The 26,907-nt window shown below is 64.2% G+C and carries 19 protein-coding genes; 11 read left to right on the top strand and 8 right to left on the bottom strand.

The window, feature by feature from the left end; translation table 11 throughout:
• Positions 1–28: 28 nt before the first annotated feature.
• The 7 genes from RA19_RS25040 to lpdA all read right to left on the bottom strand — a co-directional run bounded on the left by RA19_RS25040 (position 29) and on the right by lpdA (position 9,399).
• Entirely contained in the window at positions 29–1,033 is a 1,005-nt protein-coding gene (locus tag RA19_RS25040) for a helix-turn-helix domain-containing protein (RefSeq protein WP_082020687.1), read from the bottom strand.
• A gap of 102 nt (positions 1,034–1,135) precedes the next feature.
• Positions 1,136–3,988, bottom strand: coding sequence for an aminomethyl-transferring glycine dehydrogenase (gene gcvP, locus RA19_RS25035; RefSeq protein ID WP_039168478.1), 2,853 nt, complete (start codon positions 3,986–3,988; stop codon positions 1,136–1,138).
• A gap of 118 nt (positions 3,989–4,106) precedes the next feature.
• A complete protein-coding gene (gene gcvH / locus RA19_RS25030; protein ID WP_039168475.1) occupies positions 4,107–4,472 on the bottom strand; it encodes a glycine cleavage system protein GcvH in 366 nt (121 codons plus the stop codon).
• 21 nt (positions 4,473–4,493) lie between these two features.
• Positions 4,494–5,591 carry a glycine cleavage system aminomethyltransferase GcvT gene (gene gcvT, locus RA19_RS25025; RefSeq protein ID WP_039168473.1) on the bottom strand — a complete coding sequence of 366 codons (1,098 nt, stop codon included), beginning with the start codon at positions 5,589–5,591 and terminating at the stop codon, positions 4,494–4,496.
• Positions 5,592–5,657: 66 nt separating this feature from the next.
• The gene (locus RA19_RS25020) at positions 5,658–7,028 is read right to left on the bottom strand and encodes an alanine/glycine:cation symporter family protein (RefSeq protein ID WP_039168471.1); all 1,371 of its coding nucleotides are present in this window, start codon (positions 7,026–7,028) and stop codon (positions 5,658–5,660) included.
• Positions 7,029–7,053: 25 nt separating this feature from the next.
• On the bottom strand, positions 7,054–7,998 hold the full coding sequence (lipA, locus tag RA19_RS25015) for a lipoyl synthase (protein WP_039168469.1): 945 nt from the start codon (positions 7,996–7,998) through the stop codon (positions 7,054–7,056).
• A gap of 18 nt (positions 7,999–8,016) precedes the next feature.
• Positions 8,017–9,399, bottom strand: a complete 1,383-nt coding sequence (lpdA, locus tag RA19_RS25010; RefSeq protein ID WP_039168465.1) for a dihydrolipoyl dehydrogenase — start codon at positions 9,397–9,399, stop codon at positions 8,017–8,019.
• 173 nt (positions 9,400–9,572) lie between these two features.
• On the opposite strand from lpdA, the gene RA19_RS25005 reads away from it, so the two are divergent.
• Positions 9,573–10,187, top strand: a complete 615-nt coding sequence (locus tag RA19_RS25005; RefSeq protein ID WP_039168462.1) for a helix-turn-helix domain-containing protein — start codon at positions 9,573–9,575, stop codon at positions 10,185–10,187.
• A gap of 89 nt (positions 10,188–10,276) precedes the next feature.
• Positions 10,277–10,945: a GntR family transcriptional regulator gene (locus tag RA19_RS25000; protein WP_039168459.1), complete on the top strand. Its 669-nt coding sequence runs from the start codon at positions 10,277–10,279 to the stop codon at positions 10,943–10,945.
• A 9-nt stretch (positions 10,946–10,954) separates the two neighbouring features.
• On the opposite strand, the gene RA19_RS24995 is transcribed toward RA19_RS25000, so the two are convergent.
• Positions 10,955–11,848 carry a LysR substrate-binding domain-containing protein gene (locus RA19_RS24995; RefSeq protein WP_052262061.1) on the bottom strand — a complete coding sequence of 298 codons (894 nt, stop codon included), beginning with the start codon at positions 11,846–11,848 and terminating at the stop codon, positions 10,955–10,957.
• A 108-nt stretch (positions 11,849–11,956) separates the two neighbouring features.
• On the opposite strand from RA19_RS24995, the gene RA19_RS24990 reads away from it, so the two are divergent.
• From RA19_RS24990 to RA19_RS24945, 9 genes are all read left to right on the top strand, one after another.
• On the top strand, positions 11,957–13,501 hold the full coding sequence (locus tag RA19_RS24990; protein ID WP_039168456.1) for a trimethylamine methyltransferase family protein: 1,545 nt from the start codon (positions 11,957–11,959) through the stop codon (positions 13,499–13,501).
• Positions 13,501–14,961 (top strand): aldehyde dehydrogenase family protein, encoded by a 1,461-nt coding sequence (locus tag RA19_RS24985; protein WP_039168453.1) that lies wholly within the window; start codon positions 13,501–13,503, stop codon positions 14,959–14,961. The genes RA19_RS24990 and RA19_RS24985 overlap by 1 nt, the downstream gene beginning before the upstream one ends.
• Positions 14,962–14,969: 8 nt before the next feature.
• Complete coding sequence (locus tag RA19_RS24980; protein WP_039168450.1) at positions 14,970–16,265, top strand: aspartate aminotransferase family protein; 1,296 nt, start codon at positions 14,970–14,972, stop codon at positions 16,263–16,265.
• The gene (locus RA19_RS24975) at positions 16,262–18,667 is read left to right on the top strand and encodes a GcvT family protein (protein WP_039168448.1); all 2,406 of its coding nucleotides are present in this window, start codon (positions 16,262–16,264) and stop codon (positions 18,665–18,667) included. Before RA19_RS24980 ends, RA19_RS24975 begins: the two co-directional genes overlap by 4 nt.
• Positions 18,660–21,071, top strand: a complete 2,412-nt coding sequence (locus tag RA19_RS24970) for a GcvT family protein (protein ID WP_039168446.1) — start codon at positions 18,660–18,662, stop codon at positions 21,069–21,071. The genes RA19_RS24975 and RA19_RS24970 overlap by 8 nt, the downstream gene beginning before the upstream one ends.
• 203 nt (positions 21,072–21,274) lie before the next feature.
• Positions 21,275–22,942 carry a thiamine pyrophosphate-binding protein gene (locus tag RA19_RS24960; RefSeq protein ID WP_039168441.1) on the top strand — a complete coding sequence of 556 codons (1,668 nt, stop codon included), beginning with the start codon at positions 21,275–21,277 and terminating at the stop codon, positions 22,940–22,942.
• Between the two features lie 8 nt (positions 22,943–22,950).
• On the top strand, positions 22,951–24,327 hold the full coding sequence (gene tcuA / locus RA19_RS24955; RefSeq protein WP_039168489.1) for an FAD-dependent tricarballylate dehydrogenase TcuA: 1,377 nt from the start codon (positions 22,951–22,953) through the stop codon (positions 24,325–24,327).
• Between the two features lie 59 nt (positions 24,328–24,386).
• A complete protein-coding gene (tcuB, locus tag RA19_RS24950) occupies positions 24,387–25,475 on the top strand; it encodes a tricarballylate utilization 4Fe-4S protein TcuB (RefSeq protein WP_241479149.1) in 1,089 nt (362 codons plus the stop codon).
• A 172-nt stretch (positions 25,476–25,647) separates the two neighbouring features.
• On the top strand, positions 25,648–26,907 hold a 1,260-nt coding region (locus tag RA19_RS24945; protein ID WP_039168438.1), incomplete at its 3' end, for an aminotransferase.

The raw sequence follows: 26,907 nt of genomic DNA, 5'->3' as shown, positions 1-26,907 counted from the left end.
TTTTTCATTTGGTGAAGCAGCCTCCTGCTCAGGCAGGAGAGCCAGCCAGGTTCCGGTCGGCGTAATACTGCTTGCGGAAAGCCTGCGGGCTGGTCTTGTATTCACGCTTGAACCATTCCGTCAGATTGCTGCGCGAGCCGAAACCGGTGGCGGCAACAATTTCGGCCAGCGGCAGGGTGGTGTGCAGCAGCAACTGGCGGGCCTTTTCGATCCGCAGCTTGCGGTAGGCGGTCAGCGGGCTGGTGCGGGCCTTCTGCTGGAAGCGGCGCTCCAGCTTGCGGGGCGAGACGCCGGCCTGCTGGGCAATGTCGCGGATCAGCAGCGGCTCTTCGATGTTGCGCTGCATCAGGTCGAGGATCTTGACCACCAGTGCGTCGCCGCCTGCGGCCTGGCGAAGCTGCAGCGAGACCTTGGATTGTTCTGCGGCGGGGCCCAAGGCGAGGCCGAGATAGTCGCAGACCGCATCAGCGATGAAGGGGCCGCGGTCGTTGCGCAGGAAATCAACCAGCAAGCGCAGAGCTGCGAAGCTGCTGATCGCCGTGCTGATGCGGCCAGAGGCGGTGGTCAGCGTGCCAGCGGGGGCGCAGGCGAGCTGCTCTTCCTGGGCAGCGGCGGTGAAGTTCGAGTGGACAGCGGTTTCGAATTCGGCCTGCAGGCCGGTTTCGGGCAGCAGGAAAATAGCGCTGCCGGCAAACAGGCAGCGCTGCGCCTGGCGGCAGATCCGCTGCAGGCTGGCTTTCTCGCCGGCGTTGGGGGTCCAGCGGCTGGCGATGCCGCCAAGGAAAATCACGGTATGCGGCTTCCAGCCTGCGGGGGCTGTGCGCATGGATGAGGCCAGGTTGCGCACGCCGATACGGTAACCGCTGTCGGGAAACAGGTCATTGGCGGCGCGGAACACATCGCAGATCATCTGGGCCGAGGCAGGCGGCTCGGTCTGCGGCAGGATGACTTCAACATCATGAAAGCGGGCGTGTGCCGCACTGTCAGCGGATTGCTGGGTAGCTGGCACGGTCAGCGGTTCGAGACGGGACATCATTCTCTCCTCTGAGCGGGTCATGCGGGGGCTGCAGCCGCGCGGGGCTGCCGGGGTGCCCCGCCGGTAAACCCGGCGGGGCAGGAGGCCTGAGGTTCAGGCTTAGTCTTCTTCGTAGTCCGACATCGGCGGGCAGGTGCAGATCAGGTGACGGTCGCCATAGGCGTTGTCGACCCGGTTCACAGCCGGCCAGTATTTGTCGACGCCGAGGTTGCCCGGCGGGAAGCAGGCCTGCTCACGGCTGTAGGGACGGTCCCATTCGCCGACCAGGTCGCGCACCGTGTGCGGCGCGTGCTTGAGCGGGTTGTTGTCGGCGTCGATCTTGCCGTCGATGATGTCCTGCGCTTCCGAGCGGATTGACAGCATGGCGTCGCAGAAGCGGTCCAGCTCATCCTTGGGCTCGGATTCGGTCGGCTCCACCATCAGCGTGCCGGCCACCGGCCAGGACATGGTCGGGGCGTGGAAGCCCGAGTCGACCAGGCGCTTGGCGATGTCGTCAACGGTGACGTTGCCTTCATCGGCGAGCGGACGGGTGTCGAGGATGCACTCATGTGCAACACGGCCGGTTTCCGAGGTGTAGAGGATCTTGTATCCGTCCTTCAGGCGCGCGGCGATGTAGTTGGCGTTCAGGATCGCAACCTTGGTCGCCTGGGTCAGGCCTTCGCCGCCCATCAGCAGGCAGTAGGCCCAGCTGACCGGCAGGATCGAGGGCGAGCCGAACGGAGCCGCCGACACCGGGCCTACGGCGGTGCCGTATTCCGGGTGGCCCGGCAGGTGCTCGGCCAGGTGCGCCTTGACGCCGATCGGACCCATGCCGGGGCCGCCGCCGCCGTGCGGAATGCAGAACGTCTTGTGCAGGTTCAGGTGCGAAACGTCGCCGCCGATCTTGCCCGGCTGGGCGAGGCCCACCATGGCGTTCATGTTGGCGCCGTCGATATAGACCTGGCCGCCGTGATCATGGGTGATCTGGCAGACTTCCTGCACGGTTTCCTCGAACACGCCGTGGGTCGACGGGTAGGTGATCATGCAGGCTGCAAGATCGGAGGAGTGCTTCTCGGCCTTCTCGCGGAAGTCGGCGACGTCGATGTTGCCGCTGTCATCCGATTTCACCGGAACAACCTTGTAGCCCACCATCTGTGCCGACGCCGGATTGGTGCCGTGCGCAGAGGTCGGGATCAGGCAGATGTTGCGGTGCGCTTCGCCGCGCGACGCGTGGTAGTTGCGGATGGTCAAGAGGCCTGCGTATTCGCCCTGGGCGCCGGAGTTCGGCTGCTGGGAGATCGCGTCATAGCCGGTGATCTGGCAGAGCTTGTCGTTCAGATCGGCGATCATCTGGTGGTAGCCCTGCGCCTGGTCTTCCGGGCAGAAGGGGTGCAGGTTGCCGAATTCCGGCCAGGTGACCGGGATCATTTCGATGGTCGCGTTCAGCTTCATGGTGCAGGAGCCAAGCGGGATCATCGCGCGGTCCAGCGCCAGGTCGCGGTCGGCCAGGCGGCGCATGTAGCGGGTGATTTCTGCTTCCGCCCGGTTCTTGTGGAAGATCGGGTGGGTCAGATACTCGCTTTCACGCAGCGCGTAGTCGGGCAGGCGGTAGGCGCGGTTGGCCTGGCTGTCGTCCTTCTTGTCGATGCCGAAGGCGCCCCAGACGGCCTCGATGGTTTCCGGGCGGGTCTGCTCGTCCAGCGAGATGCCGACATGGGTCTCGCCGATCTTGCGCAGGTTGACACCGCGGGCAACCGCCGCTTCCATCACGGTTTTCTGTAGCGGGCCGACCTCAACGGTGATGGTGTCGAAGAAGACTTCCGGCTGCACCTTGAAGCCGTTCTCTTCCAGGCCGGCGGCCAGGCGCGAGGTCTTGCGGTGCACCGACTGGGCAATCGCCTTGATGCCGTCGGGGCCGTGGTAGACCGCGTACATGGAGGCCATCACCGCCAGCAGCGCCTGGGCGGTGCAGACGTTGGAGTTTGCCTTTTCGCGGCGGATGTGCTGCTCGCGGGTCTGCAGGGCCAGGCGGTAGGCCTTGTTGCCGCGGGCGTCGATGGAGACACCGATGATGCGGCCGGGCATGGCGCGCTTCAGCTTGTCGGTGGTTGCCATATAGGCGGCGTGCGGGCCGCCATAACCCATCGGAACGCCAAAACGCTGGGTCGAGCCGATGGCAATATCGGCACCCATCTCGCCGGGCGATTTCAGCAGCGCCAGCGACAGGATGTCAGCGGCGACAATGGCGATGGCCTTGTTTTCATGCAGCGCGGCGATCTGGCTGGTGAAGTCGCGCACATGGCCGTAAGTACCCGGATACTGGAAGATCGCGCCGAAGACGGCGTCGGCATCCATGGTATCCGGGTCGCCCGTCACCACCTCGATCCCCAGAGGTTCGGCGCGGGTCTTGATCACTGCGATGGTCTGCGGGTGGCAGTTCTGGTCGACAAAGAAGGCCGCGTTGTTGGCCTTGGAACGGCCCGAGCGCTTGGCCATCGCCATGGCTTCGGCAGCCGCGGTGGCTTCGTCCAAAAGCGACGCGTTGGCGATATCCATGCCAGTGAGGTCGCTGACCATGGTCTGGAAGTTCAGCAGCGCTTCGAGGCGGCCCTGGGAGATTTCCGGCTGGTAGGGGGTATAGGCGGTGTACCAGGCCGGGTTTTCCATGATGTTGCGCAGGATCGGCGCCGGGGTGGTGGTGCCGTAATAGCCCTGGCCGATCAGCGAGGTCAGAACCTTGTTCTTCGAGGCGACCTCTTTCATGTGGTAAAGCGCGTCGCGCTCGGTCATCGCCGGGCCCCAGTCCAGCGCCTCTTTCTGGCGGATGGCGGGCGGCACGGTGGCGTCGATCAGCTGATCCAGGGTTTTGAAGCCGATCACCTGCAGCATGTCGGCCATCTCGCGAGGGGAGGGGCCGATGTGGCGCCGGTTGGCGAAGTCATAGGCTTCGTAATCGGTGAGTTTGAAGGCCATTTACAAGCGCTCCTGTCTGAAGGTCACGCCCGGCCGGAAGTTCGGGAGCCTCCGGCGGGGATATTTTTAGCCAGATGAAGAGCGGATCCGGGCAAGCAGCGGCGGATCCGCGGGGGGCTTAGCCGATCAGGGCTTTGTAGCCGTCCAGATCCATCAGATCGTCCAGCTGGGAAGTGTCTGCGATCTTGATCTTGTAGATCCAGGCGTCGCCTTCCGGGCTTTCGTTCAGGGCGCCGGGGTTGTCGGCCAGGGCCTCGTTCGCCTCGATCACTTCGCCGTCCAGCGGCGCGTAGATTTCGGACGCGGCCTTCACGGATTCGATGACGCCGATCTCGCCGCCTTTTTCGAACTCGTCGCCGGCTTCGCGCTGCTCGACGAAGACAACTTCGCCCAGCTGGTCAGCCGCGTGCTGGGTAATGCCCAGGGTTGCGGTGTCGCCTTCAACGGTGATCCACTCGTGGTCTTCGGAGTAATAGGTGGCCATTTTGACTCTCCTGATGATGTCTTAGCGTTTGTAGTTCTGGGTGACGAAGGGCAGGGCGACGATCTCAGCCGGCTGCGCCTTGCCGCGGATGATGAGGTTCACTTTCTCGCCGGGTTCGCCGTGGCCTGCGGACACGTAGCCCATGGCAACCGGGCTGCCGACGGTGGGGCCGAAGCTGCCCGAGGTGATGGCGCCGATCGTATTGCCTTCGGCGCATTGCACTTCCACGCCCTGGCGGGCCGGCGCGCGGCCTTCGGGCTTGATGCCGACCAGCTTCTTGGCAGCGCCTTCAGCCAGTTCTTTTTGCACGCGGGCAGCACCCGGGAAGCCGCCTTCTTCCTTGCGGCGCTTCTGGATTGCCCAGGAGAGCGACGCCTCGATGGGCGAGGTCGACTGGTCGATGTCGTTGCCATAGAGGCAGAGACCGGCCTCCAGACGCAGGGAGTCGCGGGCGCCGAGGCCTGCGGGCTGGCAGTCGTCATGGGCCAGGAACAGTTTGGACACGCGGATCGCGTCCGCTTCAGGGATTGAGATCTCGTAGCCGTCTTCTCCGGTGTAGCCTAGGCGCGAGATGCGGCATTCTACACCGCCGATTTCGGCGACGGTGGTTTCCATGAACTTCAGGTCACGGGCAGCGGGGCACAGTTCGCCCACCACGTCTTCGGCCTTGGGGCCTTGCACGGCAACCAGCGCGCGGTCGAAGATCTCGGTCACTTCGACGCCGTCCAGGTTTGCCTGCATATGCGGGATGTCCTGGTGGCGAAGTGCTGCGTTCACCACCACAAAGTAGTGGTCGCCTGCATTGGAGACGATCAGGTCGTCCATGATGCCGCCGTCTTCGTTGGTGAAGAAGCCGTAGCGGGCCTTGCCTTCCTTCAGGGTGGCATAGGCCTGCGGGCAGAGCGTTTCCAGCTTCTCGCCCACGTTGTCGCCGCGCAGGATCACCTGGCCCATGTGGGAGACATCAAACAGCGCGGCCTTCTCGCGGCACTGCTTGTGCTCGCCCATGATGCCCATGGGATACTGCACCGGCATTTCCCAGCCGGCGAAATCGACCATCTTGCCGCCAAGCTCGACGTGCAGGTCATAAAGCGGGGTGCGTTTGGGTGCGTCGGTCATCCTGTGCAGCCTTTGAATTGGTTGGATTTGGGGTGGGAGGGCGCGGTGGCGCCCTCCGCGGGTTTATTATTCAGCGGCAGTGCCAGCTTCTTCCGATTTACCTCCGGTTGCAAAGAACTCTTTCGTCACTTTGAAGACGATCGGGCTCAGCAGCGCGAGGGCGATCAGGTTCGGGATGGCCATCATCGCGTTCAGCGTATCCGCCAGCAGCCAGATGAAGCCGAGGTCGGCGGTGGCACCGAAGTAGATCGCGACGATCCACAGAATGCGGTAGCCGATCAGGACCTTGGCACCCAGCAGGTAGCCGACGCATTTCTCACCATAGTAGGACCAGCCCAGGATGGTGGTGAAGGCAAAGATCGACAGCGCAATGGCGATCAGGTAGCCGCCGAAGCCGGGCAGCGAGGTTTCGAACGCCAGCGAGGTCAGGGCCGCGCCGCTTTCACCCGAGGTCCAGGCGCCGGAGGCGATGATTGCCAGACCGGTGATCGAGCACACGATGATGGTGTCGATGAAGGTGCCCAGCATTGCGATCAGGCCCTGGTTGACCGGACCTTTGGTCTCGGCTGCCGCGTGGGCGATCGGAGCGGAACCCAGGCCTGCTTCGTTCGAGAACACGCCGCGGGCCACACCAAAGCGGATGGCTGCCCAGACTGCTGCACCGGCAAAGCCGCCTTCGGCTGCCGACGGGGTGAAGGCATGGGTGAAAACCAGGCCGATTGCGGTGCCGATGGCATCTGCATTGATCACCAGCACGATCAGGCCGGCGATGATGTAGCTGACAGCCATGAACGGCACCAGCTTACCAGCCACCGCGCCGATGCGGGTGATGCCGCCCAGGATCACGGCGCCGGTCAGAACCATCAGGACAATACCGGTGACCGAGGGGTTGAAGCCGAAGTTGGTTTCCAGAACCTGCGCCACACCGTTTGCCTGCACACCGTTGCCGATGCCGAAGGCTGCGATTGCGCCGAACAGGGCAAAGGCAACGCCCAGCCAGGCCCATTTCGCGCCGAGGCCGTTTTTGATGTAGTACATCGGGCCGCCGACATAGTTGCCCTGTTCGTCCCGCTCGCGGAATTTCACGGCACAGACGGCTTCGGAGTATTTGGTGGCCATGCCGACCAGCGCGGTCATCCACATCCAGAACAGCGCGCCGGGGCCGCCAAGGAAGACCGCGGTGGCTACACCTGCGATGTTCCCGGTACCGATGGTGGCCGACAGAGCCGTCATCAGCGCGTTGAACGGGCTGATCTGGCCTTCGCCCTGGCCTTCACGGCCCTTGAACAGCAGGCCGAAGCCCACGCCCAGTTTCATGATCGGCATGAACTTCAGGCCGACCTGCAGGAAAAAGCCGACACCAAGTATCATGATGAGCATGGGTACGCCCCACACGATACCATTTAGCCAGCCTACTGCTGTGTTTAACGCTTCCATGGGTCTCCTCCCGCTTGCGTTAAGGTTAAATGCCCTTTGCCAAGGCCATCTGACGGGCCTCTTTCAGGGCGGCAAAATCTTCATCCGCGTGGAACGATGAACGGGTCAGCGGCGTCGCCGACACGTGCAGGAACCCTTTTGCGCGGGCGATTTGTTCCAGCTGCTCGAATTCTTCCGGCGACCAGAAACGGTCGATCGGGTGGTGTTTGGGGGTGGGCTGCAGGTATTGGCCCACGGTCAGGAAATCGACTTGTGCGGCGCGCAGGTCGTCCATCACCTGGCGCACGTCGTCGAGGGTCTCGCCGAGGCCGACCATGATGCCGGACTTGGTGAACAGCTGCGGGTTGGCGCGTTTGGCGTCGTCCAGCAGCCGCAGCGAGGTATAGTAGCGCGCGCCGGGGCGCACACGCGGGTAAAGCCGCGGCACGGTTTCCAGATTGTGGTTGAAAACGTCGGGAGCAGCTTCGAATACCGCGTCAGCGGCTGCGCCCTTGCCCAGAAAGTCCGGGGTCAGCACCTCGATGGTGGTGCCGGGGTTCTGGTGGCGGGTGGCGCGGATGGTCTGGGCGATGTGTTCGGCGCCGCCGTCCTCCAGATCGTCCCGGTCGACAGAGGTGATCACCACGTGGCGCAGGCCCAGTTTCTTGACCGCTGCCGCGACCCGGCCCGGTTCAAACGCGTCCAGCGTGTCCGGCTTGCCGGTGGTCACGTTGCAGAAGGAGCAGCCGCGGGTGCAGACCTCGCCCATGATCATCATCGTGGCATGGCGCTTGGACCAGCATTCGCCGATGTTGGGGCAGGCGGCCTCTTCGCAGACGGTCGCCAGATCATGCTCCCGCATCAGCTTGCGGGTTTCGTAGTATTCGGCGCTTTCGATCTTCTTCTTGCGGATCCACCGCGGTTTGCGCGGGATGGCGCTGTCGGCCTTGTGGGCCTTTTCCGGGTGACGGGGTCTTAGCTGGATCGTCATCTGGCAGGTCCCTCCAGATCAGGCGTGGATGGCACGGCCAAGCGCGTCGAGGCAGGCTTCTTTCACCGCCTCACCCATCGCAGGGTGCGCGTGACAGGTCCGTGCAACCTCCTCGATGGTAGCACCTTTGGTCATCGCTAGCACCAATTCTGCAATTAAATCACCGCCATGCGCGCCGCAGATATGGGCGCCGAGGATCTTGCCCTCGGGCGTGGCCAGCACTTTGACGGCGCCATCGGTCTCGCCAATCGAACGCGCACGGGAGTTGGCCATGAAGGCAAACTTGCCAGAGATGTAATCGGTGCCCGCCTCTTTCAGCGCTTCTTCGGTCAAGCCGACAGAGGCAACCTCGGGGTCGGTGTAGACCACGCCGGGCACGGTGTTGTAATCCACATGGCCGTGCTCGCCCGCCATGATTTCCACGCAAGCGACGCCGTCTTCCTCGGCCTTGTGCGCCAGCATCGGGCCGGGCACGCAGTCGCCAATGGCAAAGATGCCAGGGACAGAGGTCTGGAAGGTTTCGTCGACTTCGATGAAGCCGCGGGCGTTGATGGAGACGCCGAGCTCTTCCAGGCCCAGGCCTTTCGTCACCGGGCGGCGGCCAATGGCGATCAGCACCTTATCGGCTTCGATCTGCTCTTCCTTGTCCTTGCCAACCCGGTCGAGGGTCAGAGTCAGGCCGTTTTCGCCTTTTTCAATGGTCTTCAGTGCCCGGCCCAGCTGGAACTTCAGCCCACGCTTGGACAGAGCCCGCTGGGACAGCTTGGCAATCTCGCCGTCGATGCCGGGCAGGATGCGGTCGAGGTATTCCACAACCGTCACCTTGGATCCGAGGCGTGACCAGACCTGACCAAGTTCAAGCCCGATCACGCCGGCGCCGATCACCACCAGATGCTCTGGCGCGGCTTCAAGAGCCAGCGCACCGGTGCTGCTCAGCACGTCCACCTCGTCGGTCTCCACGCCGGGGAGGAGGCTGGGTTCCGATCCGGTGGCGATGAGGATGTTCTTTGCAGTGTAGGTGTCGCCGCCCACCTGCACCTGGCCGGGGGCCGGGATGCTGGCCCAGCCTTCGATGTGGTCGACGCCGTTCTTCTTGAACAGGAAGGCGATGCCCTTGGTCAGGTCGCCGACAATCTTGTCCTTGCGCGCCATCATTGCGCCCAGGTCCAGGCTGACCTCCCCGGCCGAAATGCCATGCGAGGAGAGATGGGAGAGTTCGGCATATTTGCCCGAGGAGGTCAGCAGGGCCTTGGAGGGGATGCAGCCAACGTTGAGGCAGGTGCCGCCCAGAGAGCCGCGGCCTTCGACACAGGCGACCTTCAGGCCCAGCTGCGCAGCGCGGATTGCTGCGACATAACCGCCCGGTCCGGCCCCAATCACGATCAGATCATAAGCGCTCATTTGGTTTCTCCTCCGAAATGCGGTCCAGGACCGGCACGTATGCTGCCGTATACGACGTTGCGTCTCCTATAGGAAACTTTTTCCCTCTTGCAAACAAAAAGTACTGTGATGGAAATTTTGACCCGCAGATACATCAAAGCTAAGCTGTTTTCAGCACAGGAGAATTCACGCAAATGGAACCAATTCCCTCAGAGGAAACAGGACTGGGTCCCGAGGCCATGGAGGCTCCGGACGGCGAAATCCTTGGAAAAATGATTCGCGACGCCCGCAAGGAAAAGGGTCTGACACTGGAGGAAGCGGCTAGGGCCGCGGCCATCGGCCGGTCTACTTTGTCGAAGATCGAGAACAATCAGACCCGTCCCAGTTTCGAGATCATCCGCCGCCTGATGCAGACGCTGGAGCTGGAAACGCCGCAGCTGTTTGTTCAGTCGGGGCAAAGCGGCGTCACCGGGCGGCGCGACTTCACCCGCACCGGCCTGGGCGAGCACAAGGAAACCTCGACCTATGATCATGAGCTTCTGTGCAGCGAACTGACCAGCAAGCGCATGGTGCCTTATATCAGCACCATCAAGGCGCGGGATGTGACCGAATTCGACAATTGGGTCCGCCACCGCGGCGAGGAGTTCATGTTTGTCCTCAGCGGCGAGTTGATCCTTTACACTGAGCACTACCGGCCTTTGCGCATGGGTCCGGGGGATTCAGTCTATTATGACAGCGGCATGGGGCATGGCTGCGTGTCGGTCAGCGAGGAAGACGCCAAGGTGCTGTGGGTCTCGCTGGAGGTGTGACCGCTTTGCCGGCTGCCTGAATTTCCTATCCGGTCCGCTTTCCTGCCCGGTCAGGTTCCAATAGACCTGTGGCAAAGGAGAGCTGCGCAATGAATCTGGATCCGGTTGATATCTCCAAAGCGGCCTCGGCATCGGCTGCTGTGTTCGAGGCTTTGCGCCAGGCGATCATCGACGGGCGGCTGGAGGAGGGCGAACCTCTGCGGCAGGAGGAGATCGCGCGCCGCTTCGACACCAGCCGGATTCCGGTGCGCGAGGCGATCTCGCGGCTGGAGGAATACGGGCTGGTCAAGACCCAGCGCTTCAAGGGCGCGGTGGTGGCCGGGCTGTCAGCGGATGAGGCGGCGGAGATCTTCGATTTCCGAGCGCTGCTGGAGCCGGAGATCATCCGCGATGCGGTGCCGCGGATGGGGCCGGAGCTGCTGGCGCAGGCGCGGCAGAAATGCGAGGCCTTTGCCGGTTGCAAGAACCCGATGGAGTGGGGCGTCCTGAACCGGGAATTCCATGGGGCGCTTTACAGTGCCAGCACGCTGAGTTTCCACCGCGAAGCAGCACGCGGGGCGATGGACCGGATCGACCGCTATATCCGGGCGCAGCTGGTGATGAGTGACGGCATGGCCCGGGCCGAGCGCGAGCATCTGGAAATACTGGCAGCCTGTGAAGCTGGCGATGCCCGCCGCGCTGCGGATCTGACCCGGGCGCATGTTCTGGAAGCCAAGGCCTCGCTGCTGGCGCATTTTCCGGTGCTGTCCAGATCTTGAACCTCGGGGTCAAGCTGCCGCTGCCGGAGAGGCCTGGGCAAGCAGCCAGTCGCAGATTTCGCCGGTGATCCCTTCATTCGGACCGGACTCGGGCCGGACCAGGTAATAGGCGCGGTTTTCGCTGACGGTGGTGTCGAACAGCTGCACCAGCACCCCGCTTTCCAGATCGGTGTCGATCAGCGGGATCCACCCCATTACGATGCCTTGCCCGGCGGCGGCAGCCTGCAGCACCACATTGGTGTCTTCGATGACCGGACCGGGCAGGGGCCCGTTCAGGCTGACCCCCGCCTCCATGAACCAGGCGTTCCAGCCCAGGGTATCGCGCTGGTGGATCAGCGGAAAGCGTTTCAGGTCTGCAGGCGACTGCGGGTGGCCTAGCCGCTGCAGCAGTGCGGGGCTGGCCACCGGTGCCGAAAGCACACTGACCAGCGGCTCCGAGATCATGCCGGGAAAGCGGCCGTCGCCCCAGGTGATGAAGATATCCGCATCCACATTCTGCGGCGAGACCAACAGCGGGGTCTGTACCAGTTTCAGTTCCACATCCGGAAACTTGGCGCAGAAATCGCCAAAACGCGGCAGCAGCCAGCGGGTGGCGAAGCTGGGGCCCAGAGCTATGCGGACAGTGGTCTTTTCCGGCCAGCGGGCAACGGAATCCACCGTTGCCTCCAGGATCCGGAACGCCTTGGCCGTGCCGTCTGCCAGCCGCGCGCCTTCATCGGTCAGATGCACTTGGCGGCCGTCGCGGGTGAACAGCTGAATGTTCAGATATGCCTCCAGCCCGCGGATATGGTGGCTGACTGCAGTGGGCGAGACGTTGATTGCCTCCGCCGCGGCGCGGAAGCTGCCGAGGCGGGCGGCGGCTTCGAAGGCGCGCAAGGCGGGGAGGGAGGGTAGATTGGCCATGCCGGATTTAAATGAGTTTTTCTCATCAGTAGCAAGAGAAACTTGTTTTTGTGCCGCCCGCCGCCCCTGCGTAGCCTTTGCGCAAAGCAAGTCCGTCAGGGGAACATCATGGCTGCAAGATCGCGCCGCCGCGGCAGAGAAGCCCGGATCGAAGCCGAAAGCGCACCGGCAGAAGACAACCCGCCGGTATGGGGCGGCATCGAGGGCGGCCGGTTCCGGCCGCTGAGCGATGCCGATGAGGCCGAGGTCAACGAGGCGGTTCTGTCGCTGCTGGAAACGCTGGGTCTGAGCCAGGCAACATCCTCGATGATCGAGAAGGTCTGTGCGGCAGGCGGCAGCTATACCGAGGACAAGCGCCTGCTGTTCCCGCGCGATCTGGTTCTGAAAACCGTTGAGGAAGCCCGCCGCGATGTGGTGCTCTATGGCCAGGACCCGCGCCATGACCTGGATCTGTCCGGCAAACGCGTCCACATGAGCTCCGGCGGCGGGGCGCCTGGGGTGTTCGACCTTGAGGACGGGCGCTATCGGGACGGCACGCTGCAGGATCTCTATGACGCCGCGCGGATTTGCGACGCGATGGAGAATATCCACCATTTCAGCCGTTCGGTGGTCGCCCGTGACATCGAGAATGTGGCGGATATGGACCTGAACACCGCCTATGCCTGCCTGATGGGCACCTCCAAACATGTGTCGGTGTCGGTCTCCGAGCCTGAGAACGTGCAGCAGCTGGCAGACATGTGCTACGCGCTGGCCGGGTCTGAGGAAGCCTTTCGCGCGCGCCCGTTCCTGACTGTGATGGTCTGCCATGTGGTGCCGCCGATGCGCTTTGCCGAAGAAGCACTGGACACCCTGGAAGCCGCGGTGCAGGCAGGCTTCCCGGTGCAGCTGATCTCGGCAGGCCAGGCCGGCGCCACCAGCCCGGCCACCATTGCAGGCTCACTGGTGCAGGCGGTGGCGGAAACCATTGCCGGGCTCGTGTTTGCCCGGCTGGTCGACCCGAATGTGGCCGCGATCTATGGCGCCAAGCCGCTGATCGCCGATCTGCGCACCGGCTCTATGTGCGCAGGCGGCGGCGAGCAGGCGATCCTGATGGCAGCAGCGGCGCAGATGGGCCGGTTCTACAATCTGCCTGTTACCTCGATTGCCGGCATTACCGACTCCAAGACGCTGGATGCGCAATATGGCAGCGAAAAGAACCTGGCAGTATCCACGGCTGCGCACGCTGGTTCCAATCTGATCACCCAGGCCTGCGGTATGCAGGCGAGCCTGCTGGGCGTGTCGCTGGAGGCCTATGTGGTCGACAACGACATGATCGGCAACATCTTGCGGACCTTGCGCGGGGTGGAGGTGAATTCCGAGAACATCGGTGCTGAGGTGATTGCCGAGGTCTGCCGCGGCGAGGGGCATTACCTGGGTCACCGCCACACCTTCAGCCGGATGAAGTCCGACTACTTCTATCCGCATTTCGGCGACCGTCAAACCCCGCGGGAGTGGGAGGAGCAGGGCTCGCGCCCCATCGGCGATGTGGCCAAGAACAAGGCGCGGGAGCTGCTGGCCGGGCATTTTCCTGGCCATATCGCAGACGACAAGGATTTGGAGCTGCGCGAGCGGTTCAACATCTGCCTCAGCCGCCAGCAGATCGGGCGGGCGTGATGCAGGATCATCCGCTTTACCCCCGGCAGCTGGACCGCATTCCGCATTGCTGGATCGACGGCGCGGGACAGGCCGGATCGGGTGCTGCGCGCAGCTTGATTGATCCGGCGTTGGGACGGGGTTTTGCTGAGGTTTCGGACGCGGACGCCGGCCAGGTGGAGCAAGCGGTTGCCAGTGCCAAGGCGGCGCTGCCGCGCTGGGCGGATACACCTCCGGCAGACCGGGCCAGGGTGCTTTTCCGGCTTGCGGAGCTTCTGGAGAAAAACGCGGACCGGCTGGCGGCTGTTGAGAGCCTGAACGCAGGCAAGCCCATCAGCCAGGCCAAGCGCGACGTCGGCCGCGCGGCGGAATACTTCCGTTTCTACGCTGGCGCCTGCGACAAGCTGAATGGCGAGAGCATCCCGCTGGGTCCGGACCAGACCGCCTTTACGGTGCTGGAGCCAATCGGTGTCACGGCGCATATTCTGCCGTGGAACTACCCGATCTCAACACTTGCACGCGGCGCGGCTCCGGCCTTGGCCGCAGGCGCCACCGTTGTTGCCAAACCCTCGGAGCTGACGCCGCTCACAACCATCCTGACCGCCGAGCTGGCATCTCAGGCGGATCTGCCCGCCGGAGTGTTCAATGTTGTAACCGGCGCAGGCGACATCGGCGAGGCACTGGCCAGCCACAAGGACGTGGCGCATGTGACCTTCACCGGCTCCACCGCGACCGGGCGCAAGATCATGCAGTCCGCCTCCAAGCCTGTTGCCGGCACCACGCTGGAGCTGGGTGGCAAGTCCCCGGTGGTGGTGCTGGCGGATGCGGACCTGGACGCCGCCGCCGCAGGCGTGGCCCGCGGGATATTCTTCAACGCAGGCCAGGTCTGCGCCGCAGGCGCCCGGCTGATCTGTGAGGCCACGGTGCATGACGCGTTGGTCGAAAAGGTGATCGCCAAGGCCAAGGCGATGAGCATCGGCCACGGACTGGACGACCCGGATCTGGGGCCTTTGATCTCTGCCAGCCAACTGGAACGGGTGCAGGGATTTGTCTCCCGCGCCAAGGTTGAGGGTTTGAATTGCGTCACCGGCGGCCATATGGCCTGCCCGGAAGGCCTGCCAAATGGCTACTTTTATGCACCCACCATCTTTGCCGGTGTCCCGGCAGAGGCCGAGATCGCCCAGCAGGAGGTCTTTGGCCCGGTGCTCGTGACCCAGACCTGCCGGTCTGCCGAGGAGGCCCTGGAGCTGGCAAACGGCACCGCTTTCGGCCTTGTTGCCGGGATCTACACCGCGGACACCACCCAAGCCATGCGCTTTGCCCGCAAGGCAGAGGCGGGGCAGGTGTTTGTCAACGGCTTCCTCAAGGGCGGCGACACCCTTCCCTTTGGCGGCGTCAAGGAAAGCGGCATTGGCCGCGAAAAGGGACTCGCGGGCCTCAGCGCCTATTGCGCCATCAAATCCATCGTTTTGAACCACTAGGAGCGGGCATGAACACCAGCCAATCCCTCGCTGAACGCGCACGCCTTGTCATGCCGGGCGGGGTCAGCCACGAGCTGCGCTACAAGACCCCGCATCCGATCTATTTCACCCGCGCCAAGGGCGCCGAGAAATGGGATGCGGACGGCAAGCGCTATATCGACTTCAAGCTGGGCGCGGCCAGCCAGATCCTGGGCCATGCCCATCCTGAAGTGGCCGAGGCCGTCGCCGCCCAGATGCAGCAGATGCCCTATACCGGCGACTGCCACCCGCTGGAGGTGGAATGGGCCGAGTGGCTGAACCGCCTGTTCCCGTCCGCTGAACGCGTGCGCTTCACCGGCTCGGGCACCGAGTCCACCATGCTGGCGCTGCGGCTGGGCCGGGCGCATTCGGGGCGCGACAAGGTGCTGCGCATCGACGGGCATTTCCACGGATGGCACGACATGCTGATAAAAGGCGCCAAGCCGGGCGCCAATACCGCGCCCTCGCTGGGGGTGCCGCAGGCGGTCAGCGACCTGACCGTGGTGGCGCCGCCGGATTTGGAGGCCATCGCCGCGCTGCTGGACAGCGACCCGCAGATCGGCACCGTGTTTGTAGAGGCTTCGGGCGCCAATTATGGCTCGGTACCGCTGCCCGAGAGGTTCCTGCAGGGCATCCGCACGCTGGCGGATCAAAGCGGCCATGTGCTGATCTTTGACGAGGTGATCACCGGGCTGCGCTGGTCGCCCGGCGGGCGGCAAGCCCGCGATGGTGTGGTGCCGGACCTGACAACGCTCGCCAAAGTCGTGACCGGCGGTCTGCCCGGCGGTGCCGTGGTGGGCAAGGCCGAAATCATGGAGCTGTTGAGCCCGGCTGAGACCCGTGACGGGCTGTCGCCTCCGGTCAGCCACAAGGGCACTTTCAACGCGGCCCCGATGGTGGCCGCGGGTGCGATCAAGGCAATGGAGATCCTCTCCACCGGCGATGTGCAAGCCCATGCCGATGCCATGGCCGCGCGGCTGCGGGATGGTTTCAATGCGGTGTTCCGCGACCAGGACGTGCAGGCGCTGGCCTATGGCGACAGCTCCACCTGCCATCTCTATTTCGGCGGCACCTCGATTGATGGGCTGGACGCGGCCGCCATCCGTAAGACTCCGCCCGCCATCGTCAAAGGCCTGCGCGACGGTCTGCTGGCGCGCGGCGTGGATTTCATGTCCTTCACCTCCTGTGTGACCGGCCTGCCGCATACGCCTGACCTGATCGACGAGGCCGTGGAGCATTTCCGCGGCACCATTTCCGCGCTCATCCGTGACGGAGTAATTCAATGAGCCTCCCCTCCCACGCGCGCACCGTCATCATCGGCGGCGGCGTCATCGGCTGTTCCATCGCCTATCACCTGGCCCGCGAAGGGCGGAAGGATATCGTGGTGCTGGAACGCTCGAAACTGACCTCCGGCACGACCTGGCATGCTGCCGGGCTGGTACGCCGCCTGCGGCCCTCGGCAACGCTGACAAAGCTGATCAATTACTCGATCGACCTTTATGGCGAGCTGGAAGTGGAGACCGGCCAGGCCACCGGCTGGACCCAGACCGGCTCGCTGACCCTGGCCACCAACGAGGACCGGCTGACCAACATCAAGCGCCAGGTCTCACTGGGCCGCGCCTTCGGACTGGAGGCCGAGGTTGTGGATGCCTCTCGCGCCAAAGAGCTGTGGCCGCTGATCGAAACCGACGATGTGATCGGCGCGGTCTGGTCGCCTGCGGATGGCCGGGTGAACCCCTCGGACGTGGCTCTGGCGCTGTCCAAGGGCGCGCGGGCGCGGGGCGTGCAGATATTTGAGGACACGGCGGTCACTGGCTTGCAGAAGAGGGGCGGGCGGATTTCCGGCGTCGAGGTGGGCGACCATCTGATCGAGGCCGATGAGGTGGTCATCGCCTGCGGTCTCTGGTCCCGCGAGGTTGCCGCCATGGCGGGCGCGCATATGCCGCTTTATGCCTGCGAGCATTTCTACATCCTGACCAAACCCTTGGAAGAAGTGCAGGCGCTGGGCAAGGGCGCGCATTTGCCGACGCTGAACGATCAGGATGCCTTCCTCTACGCCCGCGATGACGTCGAGGGCCTGCTGGTCGGCTGTTTCGAACCCCATGCCAAAGGTCTGCCTCTGGACCGGCTGCCCAAAGATTTCTCGTTTGATCTGCTGGACGAGGACTGGGACCACTTCATGCCGATGATGGAGAACGCCCTGCGGCGTATCCCGGCGCTGGAGAAGGCCGAGGTGAGGATGCTGCTGAATGGCCCTGAAAGCTTTACGCTCGACAGCCAGTTTATGCTGGGCGAAAGCCCCGAGGTGCCGGGCCTGTTCCTGATGGGCGGCATGAACTCCACCGGTATCGCGCTGGCCGGCGGCGCGGGCAAGGCGATGGCGGAGTGGATCATCGCCGGTGAGCCAACGATGGAGCTGAACGAGGCCGATATCCGCCGCTTCAGCCCCGAGATGAATGTGCTGGGCGCCTTGGAGGCCCGCATCCCCGAGGTTCTGGGCCGGCACTACGACAACCCGTTCCCAGGCCGTTCGATGGAGACCGCCCGGGGCCAGCGCCGCTCGCCCATTCATGCAGGGCTGGTGGCCGCAGGGGCACGGTTCGAGAGCCGCGGCGGCTGGGAACGCGCGGTGCATTTCGGCGGGGAGGACGCACATCTGCCGCTGACTTTCGGCGTGCCAGCCTGGCGCGAGCAAGTCGGCTGCGAGGTCGACGCCTGCCGCAACGGCGCCGCGATCCTGGACCAAAGCGCCTTTGGCAAGATCATGGTGCAGGGTCCGGATGCCTGCGCTTTCCTTAACCACCTGTGCGCGGCGCAGATGGACATCGCTGAAGGCCGCATCGCCTATACCCAGATCCTGAACCGCAAGGGCGGGGTGGAGAGCGATATCACCGTGCAGCGGCACGGGCAGGACACCTATCTGATGATCGTGGGTGCCGGTGAGGTCGTGCGCGATCTGAAGCGGATGCGCGAGACCAAGGGCGCGTTCCGCGTGGAATTCACCGATGTGACCAGCGGTTATGCGATCATCGGGTTGGCGGGCGCCAAGGCGCGCGAGGTGCTGCAAGCCACTTCGAACAGCCCGGTGCCGGATCTGAAACGTTTCCAGTTTGCCCCCGTGGAGATCGGACTGGCCCGCGGCTGGGCAGGGCGCCTTAGCTTCACTGGCGAGGAGGGCTATGAGCTCTACATCCCCGCCGACATGGCGATGGCCGCCTATGAGGCGCTGGTGGCGGCTGGTGCCAGCCACGCGGGGCTGTTTGCCAGCGGTAGCTTGCGGATCGAAAGCGGTTTCCGGGCCTTTGGCCACGAGCTCAGCCCCGGCACCACGCCGCATGAGGCAGGGCTGGGAAGCTTCTGCGCCTTTGGCACCGGGTTTGTGGGTGAGGAAGCGCTGCAGGAGCACAGCCCGGAGCGCCGGATCGTCTCGATCCTGTTTGACGGCCCGGAGGCGCTCCCGATCCATGATGAGCCGATCTACTTCGATGGCAACGTCGTGGGGCAGATCACCTCGGCGGCTTGGAGCTACAAATACGGGTGCTCGGTTGCCTTGGCGATGATTGACGCTCCGCTGGACCAGCTTGCCAAAGACACCGTTGTGAGCGGTTTCGAAGTTGAAATCGCCTGCACCCGCTACGGCGCCAAGGCGTCTCTGAAACCCGCCAAAGAGGCGTTTGCACATGACTGACACCACCCGCACCACGCAGGTCGCCATCATCGGCGGCGGCATCATGGGCGTGGCCGCCCAGTTCCAGCTGGCCGAGAACGGCTGGACCGATACGATCCTGTTTGAGAAGGCGGAGCTGACTTCCGGCTCGACCTGGCATGCCGCGGGTCAGATCGCCCATGCGGTGGGCAGCCGTCTGGCGGGCTGGATCAACAAGACCTCGATCGAGACCTACAAGCGGGTCGAGAAGGAAACCGGCCAGAGCATCGGCTGGCACGAGGTCGGCGGCTTCCGTATCGCCACCACCGACGATGAGGTCGACTGGATGAAGTCGATCATGGGGGTTGGCAAGCTCCTGGACCTGCCGATGGAGCTGGTCGGCCCGGAAGAAATCGCCAAGGTGAATCCCTTCTACAAGGTAGATAACGTCAAAGCGGCAGTGCAGACATTCGAGGACGGCCATATTGACCCCTCGTCGGTCACCATGGCGCTGGCTGCCGCCACCCGGGCGCGCGGCGCCAAGATCGAGCGGCGCAACCAGGTTCTGGGCGCCTCGCGCAAGGGGGATATGTGGCTGTTGCGCACCGAAAAGGGCGATGTGCTGGCTGAGCATGTGGTGATTGCCGCGGGCTCCTACGCCAATCAGGTGGGCGAGTGGTTCGGGTTGAAGATCCCTTCGGTTAGCTGTTTGCACCACTATCTGGTCACGGACACCGTGCCCGAGTTCATGGACCGCCCGGAACTGCCGGTGATGCGCGACAACGCCTATGGCGGCTATATCCGGCAGGAGCAGAAATCGGGTCTGATCGGCATTTACGAAGGCCATGTCTGCCCCACCGTCTGGGAGATGCCGAATGGCGCGCCTTGGGCCGCCGAGAATGAGCTGTTTGAGGCGGATTACGACTCCATCGGCGATTTCCTGATGGTGGCGTTCGACAAGATGCCAGTGCTGGCAGAGCTTGGTATCAAACGTGTGGTGCGCGGGGCGATCACCCATACGCCGGACGGCGGCATGCTGGTGGGGCCGTCGGGGGCGCCGAATGTCTGGCTCTCGTGCGGCTCCTCTATCGGTCTGGCCTGGGGCGGCGGTGCGGGCAAGGTGCTGGCCGACTGGATGGTGCATGGCGAAACACCGATCAACACCCGCGGCATGGATCCGCGCCGCTATGGCAACTTCTCGACCGACCATTTCATCGTCGAGCGCACCAAGGATGAATTCATGCGGCGGCATGACACGCCGTGCCCCGGGAAGCAGTTCGAGAGCCTTCGGCCGCTGAACCGTCATGTGCTCTATGACCGGCTGGCTGCCAAGGGCGCGGTGTTCGGCGAGGTCGCAGGCTGGGAACGCCCGCGCTACTTTGGCGAGGCGGGTGAAAAGGAACAGATTGGCTGGGGCCACCAGCCTTGGCACGGCAGCGCCATGGCAGAGGCCAAGGCAACGCGGGAGGCGGCCGGCGTCATCGACCTCTGCGCCTTTGCCCAGTTCGAGATTACTGGCAAGGATGCAGGCGCGCTGCTGGACCGTCTGTCGGCAAACAAGATCCCGGCCAAGGACGGCCGGATGAGCCTCAACCACCTGCTGACGGAGAAAGGCCGGTTCGAAACTGAGATCACCATCTGGCGCATGGCCGAGGACCGCTATTTCACCGGCTCGCCTATTGCCCGCTGCAATCCGGATTTCGACTGGATCAAATCGCATATCCGCGATGGCGAAGATGTGCAGATGGTCAACCGCACCCACGACTGGGGCATGCTGGCGCTCTCTGGACCGGCCTCGCGCCGGATTATGGCGGAGCTGACGGACGCGGATCTCTCAAACAAGGCGTTCCCCTGGCTGTCGGGGCAGGAGATCACTGTGGCGGGCATCCCGTGCTACGCGCTGCGGGTCTCTTTTGTCGGCGAGCTTGGCTGGGAGCTGCACGCACCGCTAGAGCAGATCGGCGAGCTCTATGACGCGCTGTTTGCGGCTGGCGAAAAGCACGGGCTGACCGATCTGGGGTCTTATGCCTTCAACGGCATGCGGATGGAGAAGGCCTACCGTGCCTCCGGCGAGCTGACCACCGATGTGGGGCCGCTGGACGTGGGGCTGGAGCGGTTTGTTGCGGCCGAGGGCCGGGACTTCCTGGGCAAGGAGGCCTTGCTGTCCCGCGATCCGGGCTGGGAGCTGTTCTATGGCGAGCTGCACGCGGACGATATCGACATCCACGGCGGCGAGCCGGTGCTGCTGAATGGCAAGCCGGTCGGTCTCACCACCTCGGGCGGCTACGGCTACACTGTGGGTAAATCGCTGGGCTGGCTGTTTGTCCGCAAGGGCACGCCGCGCGAGGGGCTGTCGGTACAGATCCTGAACCAGGCCTATCCGGTGACGGTGCATGAGGATGCCCTCTTTGACCCGCAGAACCTGCGGCCGCGGTGCGAGGACTGACGCATGGCGGCAGCGAATTCAAAGGGAGCGGCGGTCACCGTCCTCCCTGCAGCGCAGAACAAGGCGCAATGGGCGGGCAAGGCGGCGGACGGCCGTTTTGTTGGTGAAAACAGAGGGGTTGCGCATTGCCGCCCGCAGACATGGCTGACCAGCAGCGCGGGCCAGGCCCCGGCGCCGCGGTCCCCGGAAGGAAGGAACGACAGATGACCGATCAGATCACCGGCGGCGAAGCCGCTTACCGCGTCTTGAAGGCAAATGGCATCGACACGGTGTTCGGGCTCTTGGGCGGCTCGATGCTGGAGCTTTACGATGCGATGTACCAGGACGGTGCGATATCCTACGTCGGCGCCCGGGATGAGCGCGCCGCGGGCCATATGGCCGATGCCTGGGCACGGATGACCGGCAAGCCCGGCGTGGTGCTGGGAGCGCAGGCCGGGCCGGGTGTGGTCAACATCGTGACTGCGGTTGCCGAGGCGCAGCTGGCCTATTCACCCCTGGTGGTGATTGCCGGCGCCATCACCCGTGCCGACCAGTGCAAGGACACCTTCCAGGAAGTCGATCAGGTGGCACTGTTTGCGCCGATCTCCAAACGCTCGGTCATGGTCACCGATCCGTCGCGTCTGGCACCGATGCTGGAGGATGCGATCCGGCTCGCCAATTCGGGCCGCCGCGGCCCTGTGGTGCTGCATGTGCCGCGCGACCTTTTTGCCGCCGAAGTGCCTGCCATCGACCCCAAGCCCGTGAACATCGCCCGCCCGGGGCCTGCGGCTCCAGAAGACATCAGCGCCATCGCAACTCTGCTCTCAAACGCGGAGCGCCCGGTGATCTTTGCGGGCGGTGGCTTCAAATGGGGCAGGGGGCGCGAGGCGCTGACTGCCCTGGCCGAGACGCTGGAGGTGCCGGTGGTGGCCTCGACCGGCCATGCTGACGTGATGCGCCACGGCCATCCGTGGTTTGCTGGCCAGGCCGGCCCGCGCGGTAACCGGGTGGCCAGCCGCCTGACCAAAGAAGCTGACGTGATGGTGGTGCTGGGTGCCCGGCTTGGCTTCAACTCCACCTTCCACAGTAACGACTATGTCGGCGCCGACACCCGTATTGCCCATGTGGATATCGACGGCTCGGCTGTGGGCCGCTATTTCCCCGCCGAGATTGCGGTGCAGGCTGATGCCCGTTTGACCGCAGAGGCGCTGGCCACGGCGGCGTCGAAACCCGCGGCGGATGAATGGCGTGCTGCCTTCAAAGCCGATATGGCAAGCCTTGCGGCAGAACGCGAGGAAGAAGCGCAGATCGCTACTTTGCCGATGCACCCGCGCCGGGCGCTGGGCGAGATCCGCGCGGCGCTGCCGGAGAATGCCATCGTCACACTCGACACCGGCAACACCTGCCTGCAAGCCGCCGACCGGCTGGCGCATTACGAACCCCTCAGCCTGATCACACCGCTGGACTTCGGCCTCGTCGGGTTTGGCCTGGCTGCGGCCATCGGCGCCAAGGCTGCTGCACCCGACCGTCCGGTTGTGGCCGTGATGGGCGACGGCGCTGTCGGCTACACCATGATCGAAATCCAGACCGCCATTCAGCACAAGCTGCCAGTGGTGATCGTGGTCCTAGACAACGAGGCCTGGGGCGCCGAGAAAGCCTATCAGCAGGAGTTCTACGGCGGCCGCCTGCTGGGCGCTGAGATCACCTCGCCGCGCTATGACAAATTTGCCGAGCTCTGCGGCGGCAAGGGCATCTGGGTCGATGGCCCGGGTGAGATGGGCCCGGCGCTGGAGGCAGCGCTTGCCAGCGGCGAGACCTCCATCATCCAGGGCAAAATCGACCCCGGCGCGCTGATGACCCTTCGCAAGGACCTGTTCAAGGCGCCAAAGTAAGCGAGATGATGAGCAATCCCGATATCGTTGTGGTGGGCGGCGGCAATGCCGCCCTTTGCGCTGCGATCACCGCGGCGGAGGCCGGCAAACGCGTGCTGATGCTGGAGGCCGCGCCCAAACCCTACCGCGGCGGCAACTCGCGCCACACCCGCAACTTCCGCTGCATGCACGACGGCCCCTTGTCGGTGCTCACCGGCACCTATGATGAGGACGAGTATTACAACGACCTGCTGCTGGTGACCAAAGGCAAGACCGACGAGCACCTGGCCCGCATGGCGATCCGTGGCAGCCAGGAGAGCCAGCCCTGGATGGAAGCCCACGGCGTGCGGTTCCAGCCCTCGCTGTCGGGCACCCTGTCGCTGAGCCGCACCAACGCCTTCTTCCTCGGCGGCGGCAAGGCGCTGGTCAATGCCTATTACCGCACCGCCGAAGCCTTAGGCGTTGAAGTGCTCTATGAGGCACCGGTCACCCATATCGAGCTGGACGGCGACCGGATCACGCGGGTCGATTTCACTCACGGCGGTGAGCGCCACAGCCTCAGCCCGCCCGCGGTGGTGGTGGCTTCCGGCGGTTTCCAGGGCAATATCGAGCGGCTGGTCGAGGCCTGGGGGCCGGAGGCCGAGAACTTCCTGATCCGCGGCACGCCTTACAACCGCGGCGATGTGCTGTTCGACCTGTTGGGGCAGGGGGTGCAGTCCATTGGCGACCCGACCCAATGCCACGCGGTGGCGATCGACGGCCGCGCGCCCAAGTTCGACGGCGGCATTGTCACCCGGCTCGACTGCGTGCCGTTCTCGGTGGTGGTGAACAAGAACGGCGACCGTTTCTACAACGAAGGCGAAGACGTCTGGCCCAAGCGCTATGCGATTTGGGGGCGGCTGGTGGCGGCTGAACCCGATCAGGTGGCCTTTTCGATCATCGACTCGAAGTCCAAGGACCTGTTCATGCCCTCGGTGTTCCCGCCGGTCACGGCAGACACGATCCCGGAGCTGGCCGGCAAGCTGGGGCTGGATCCGCAGAAACTCTCAGAGACCATCGAGACCTTCAATGGCGCCTGCCGCCCTGGCACGTTCCACCCGACCGAACTGGACGGGCTGGTGACCGAAGACCTCACGCCGCCCAAGACCAACTGGGCCCGCCCGATTACTGAGCCGCCGTTCTATGGCTATTCGCTGCGCCCCGGTGTGACTTTTACCTATCTGGGGTTCAAGGTGGACGAGACAGCGCAGGTGCAGGGCACCAAGGGGCCGGTAGAAAACCTCTGGGCCGCAGGCGAGACCATGGCCGGTTCGATCCTGGGCCAAGGCTACCTGGCGGGTTTCGGCATGACCATCGGCACCGTGTTCGGCCGCATCGCAGGCCGGGAGGCCGCTCAATATGTCTGACATTACTTACTTCTCCCCGGCTCGCTTACGGCCCGGGATGCCCGGATCAGGTACCACACATGTTTGATCAGAGCCAAATGGACAGCAAGCCCTCGACCCGCATCGACGAAGCCCGCCGCCAGATCGAGATTTGCAACGCCTGCCGCTATTGCGAAGGCTATTGCTCGGTCTTCCCGGCGATCATGCGGCAGCGCAGCTTTGCCGAGGCGGACATCACCCAGTTCGCCAACCTCTGCCACAACTGCCGCGGCTGCTATTACGCCTGCCAGTACACCGAACCGCATGAGTTCGACCTGAACCTGCCTGGCATCCTGGCCGAGGTGCGCACTGAAAGCTGGGAGCGCTTTGCCTGGCCCGGCCCGCTGGCCCGTCTGTTCCAGCGCAGCGGCACCGCCTTGGCCTTGGCGCTGGTGCTGGGATTTGCAGCGCTGTTCTGGGCCGCTCAGGCCCTGCGGCCCGAAAGCGGCGAAGGCTTTTATGCGGTGATGAGCCATGGGCTGATGGTCGCGATCTTCATGCCCGCCTTCCTGCTGCCGCTGGCAGCGCTGTTTGCATCCTTGCGCGGCTACTGGCGCCATGTGGGCGGCGGGCAGATCCGCCTCTCCCACATCCGTCACGCTTTGGGACGCGCCGCCCGGATGAAGGATTTGTCGGGCGGCCAGGGGCAGGGCTGCAATTTCGAGGATGAAGACCGTTTTTCCAATGCCCGCCGTATGGCCCATCAGGCGGTGATGTGGGGTTTCCTGATGTGCTTTGGCGCGACGGCGTCAGGCACCATCATGCACTACGTGTTCAACTGGCCCGCGCCATACGGGGTGTTCAGCCTGCCTAAGCTGCTGGGCGTTCCGGGCGGCATTCTGCTGGTCCTGGGGTGCGCCGAACTGGCCCGGCTGAAACTGAAGGCTGATCCGGATCTTGGTGCCAAGCAGATGCGATCCGGGGAAATGGGCTTTGTGCTGCTGCTGGGGTTTGTGTCTCTGAGCGGCCTGCTGCTCTATGCCGCCGCCGGAACCGGAGCGGTTGCGGTGCTGCTGCCGCTGCATCTCGGCGCGGTTCTGACGTTCTTCCTGCTGATGCCCTACACAAAAATGGCGCATGGTTTCTTCCGCCTGGCAGCTTTGCTCAGGGATGCTGCGGACAGGAAATGAAAAGCTCTGCAACCGGATATGAAGCGCCAGGCCCCAGCCTGGCGCTTTGCTTTTCGAGTAGAGGTTTCATGGTTTGCCTGAATTGTATTCAACAAAGTGAGAAAACTTCGAGATTGAGTTTCAGTCAAGATGAATGTGAAATCGGGCGCGAAGAATTCCTTTGGAGCGAGATATGAACGCCGACGCCAAACGCTCGATTGAGCAGGACAAAGCCCACCACGTGCACCCGCAGTCGAACCTGCGCCAGCATGCGGAAAACGGGCCGACGATGATCACCCATGGCAAGGGTGTGTTCATCTATGACAGCGAGGGGCGCGAGATCATCGACGGGTTTTCCGGCCTTGGCTGCGTGTCCCTGGGCTATCACAACGAGCGGCTGGCCGGCGCGGCGATGCGGCAGATGAACACGCTGCCGTTTGCGCCGACGTTTTACAACCGCTCGCACCCGAAGGTGGCGGAGCTGGGCGAGCGGCTGACCGCGATGGCGCCGAACGGAATGACCCGGGCGATGTTCCAGTGCTCGGGCTCCGAGGCCAACGACACCGCGATCAAGCTGTTGTGGTACACCAACACCGCCAAGGGCGAGCCGGAGCGGCGCAAGGTGATCGGCCGGGTGCGCGGCTATCACGGCAACACCATTGCCACCGTGTCGCTGTCCGGCCAGCCGCATATGCATGCGAAGTTCGGCCTGCCGCTGCCGGAGTTCAAGCACACCGAGCTGCCGAACTACTACCGCTTCCACATCGACGGCGAGAGCGAAGAGGAGTTCTCGGCGCGGATGGCCGCGAAGTTCGAAGAGCTGATCCTGTCGGAAGGCCCGGAGACGATTGCGGCTTTCTTTGCCGAGCCTGCGATCTCGGGCGGCGGCGCGCTGATGCCGCCGGAGGGCTACTGGCGCGAGATGCAGGCGGTGCTGCGCAAGTATGACATCAAGCTCCTGGCCGACGAAGTGGTCTGCGGCTTCGGGCGCACCGGCAATATGTGGGGCTCGGAGACCTGGGGCATGAAGCCCGATATGGTCACCTGCGCCAAGGCGCTGTCTGCGGCCTTCTTCCCGGTCTCGGCCCTGATGTTCAAGGACGACATGTACGCCGACATGATGAAGAACTCCGACGAGGTCGGCGTCTTTGGCCATGGCTACACCTATGCGGGCCACCCGGTGGGCGCCGCTGTCAGCCTGGAAGCGCTGGACATCTATGACGAGATCGACCTGGTCGGCCATGTGCGCAAGGTGAGCGACCGGTTCCTGAGCCGCTGCCACGCGATGGCGGATCACCCGCTGGTCGCTGAGGTGCGCGGTGTCGGGCTGTTCTGCGGCTTTGAGCTGATGAAGGATGCCAGGACGCGCGAGCCGTTTGATCCGTCCTGGAAGGTGGGCGAGCTGGTGCAGAACTTTGCCCATGACCGCGGCCTGTACCTGCGGGCGATCGGC

This window comes from Leisingera sp. ANG-M1, from assembly GCF_000813745.1.
Taxonomy (GTDB): domain Bacteria; phylum Pseudomonadota; class Alphaproteobacteria; order Rhodobacterales; family Rhodobacteraceae; genus Leisingera.
Note: the sequence above shows the minus strand (reverse complement) of the source record. Positions and strands in the feature narration are given on the sequence as shown.

Excerpts from the sequence above, each read along its gene's own strand:
- RA19_RS24960 (WP_039168441.1), top strand. The coding sequence starts at position 21,275 with ATGACCGATCAGATCACCGGCGGCGAAGCCGCTTACCGCGTCTTGAAG.
- RA19_RS24985 (WP_039168453.1), top strand. The coding sequence starts at position 13,501 with ATGCAGGATCATCCGCTTTACCCCCGGCAGCTGGACCGCATTCCGCAT.
- lipA (WP_039168469.1), bottom strand. The coding sequence starts at position 7,998 with ATGACGATCCAGCTAAGACCCCGTCACCCGGAAAAGGCCCACAAGGCC.
- RA19_RS25040 (WP_082020687.1), bottom strand. The coding sequence starts at position 1,033 with ATGTCCCGTCTCGAACCGCTGACCGTGCCAGCTACCCAGCAATCCGCT.
- gcvH (WP_039168475.1), bottom strand. The coding sequence starts at position 4,472 with ATGGCCACCTATTACTCCGAAGACCACGAGTGGATCACCGTTGAAGGC.
- gcvP (WP_039168478.1), bottom strand. The coding sequence starts at position 3,988 with ATGGCCTTCAAACTCACCGATTACGAAGCCTATGACTTCGCCAACCGG.
- tcuB (WP_241479149.1), top strand. The coding sequence starts at position 24,387 with ATGTTTGATCAGAGCCAAATGGACAGCAAGCCCTCGACCCGCATCGAC.
- RA19_RS25005 (WP_039168462.1), top strand. The coding sequence starts at position 9,573 with ATGGAACCAATTCCCTCAGAGGAAACAGGACTGGGTCCCGAGGCCATG.
- RA19_RS24970 (WP_039168446.1), top strand. The coding sequence starts at position 18,660 with ATGACTGACACCACCCGCACCACGCAGGTCGCCATCATCGGCGGCGGC.
- gcvT (WP_039168473.1), bottom strand. The coding sequence starts at position 5,591 with ATGACCGACGCACCCAAACGCACCCCGCTTTATGACCTGCACGTCGAG.
- RA19_RS24975 (WP_039168448.1), top strand. The coding sequence starts at position 16,262 with ATGAGCCTCCCCTCCCACGCGCGCACCGTCATCATCGGCGGCGGCGTC.
- RA19_RS24995 (WP_052262061.1), bottom strand. The coding sequence starts at position 11,848 with ATGGCCAATCTACCCTCCCTCCCCGCCTTGCGCGCCTTCGAAGCCGCC.
- RA19_RS25020 (WP_039168471.1), bottom strand. The coding sequence starts at position 7,028 with ATGGAAGCGTTAAACACAGCAGTAGGCTGGCTAAATGGTATCGTGTGG.
- lpdA (WP_039168465.1), bottom strand. The coding sequence starts at position 9,399 with ATGAGCGCTTATGATCTGATCGTGATTGGGGCCGGACCGGGCGGTTAT.
- RA19_RS25000 (WP_039168459.1), top strand. The coding sequence starts at position 10,277 with ATGAATCTGGATCCGGTTGATATCTCCAAAGCGGCCTCGGCATCGGCT.
- RA19_RS24980 (WP_039168450.1), top strand. The coding sequence starts at position 14,970 with ATGAACACCAGCCAATCCCTCGCTGAACGCGCACGCCTTGTCATGCCG.
- RA19_RS24990 (WP_039168456.1), top strand. The coding sequence starts at position 11,957 with ATGGCTGCAAGATCGCGCCGCCGCGGCAGAGAAGCCCGGATCGAAGCC.
- tcuA (WP_039168489.1), top strand. The coding sequence starts at position 22,951 with ATGAGCAATCCCGATATCGTTGTGGTGGGCGGCGGCAATGCCGCCCTT.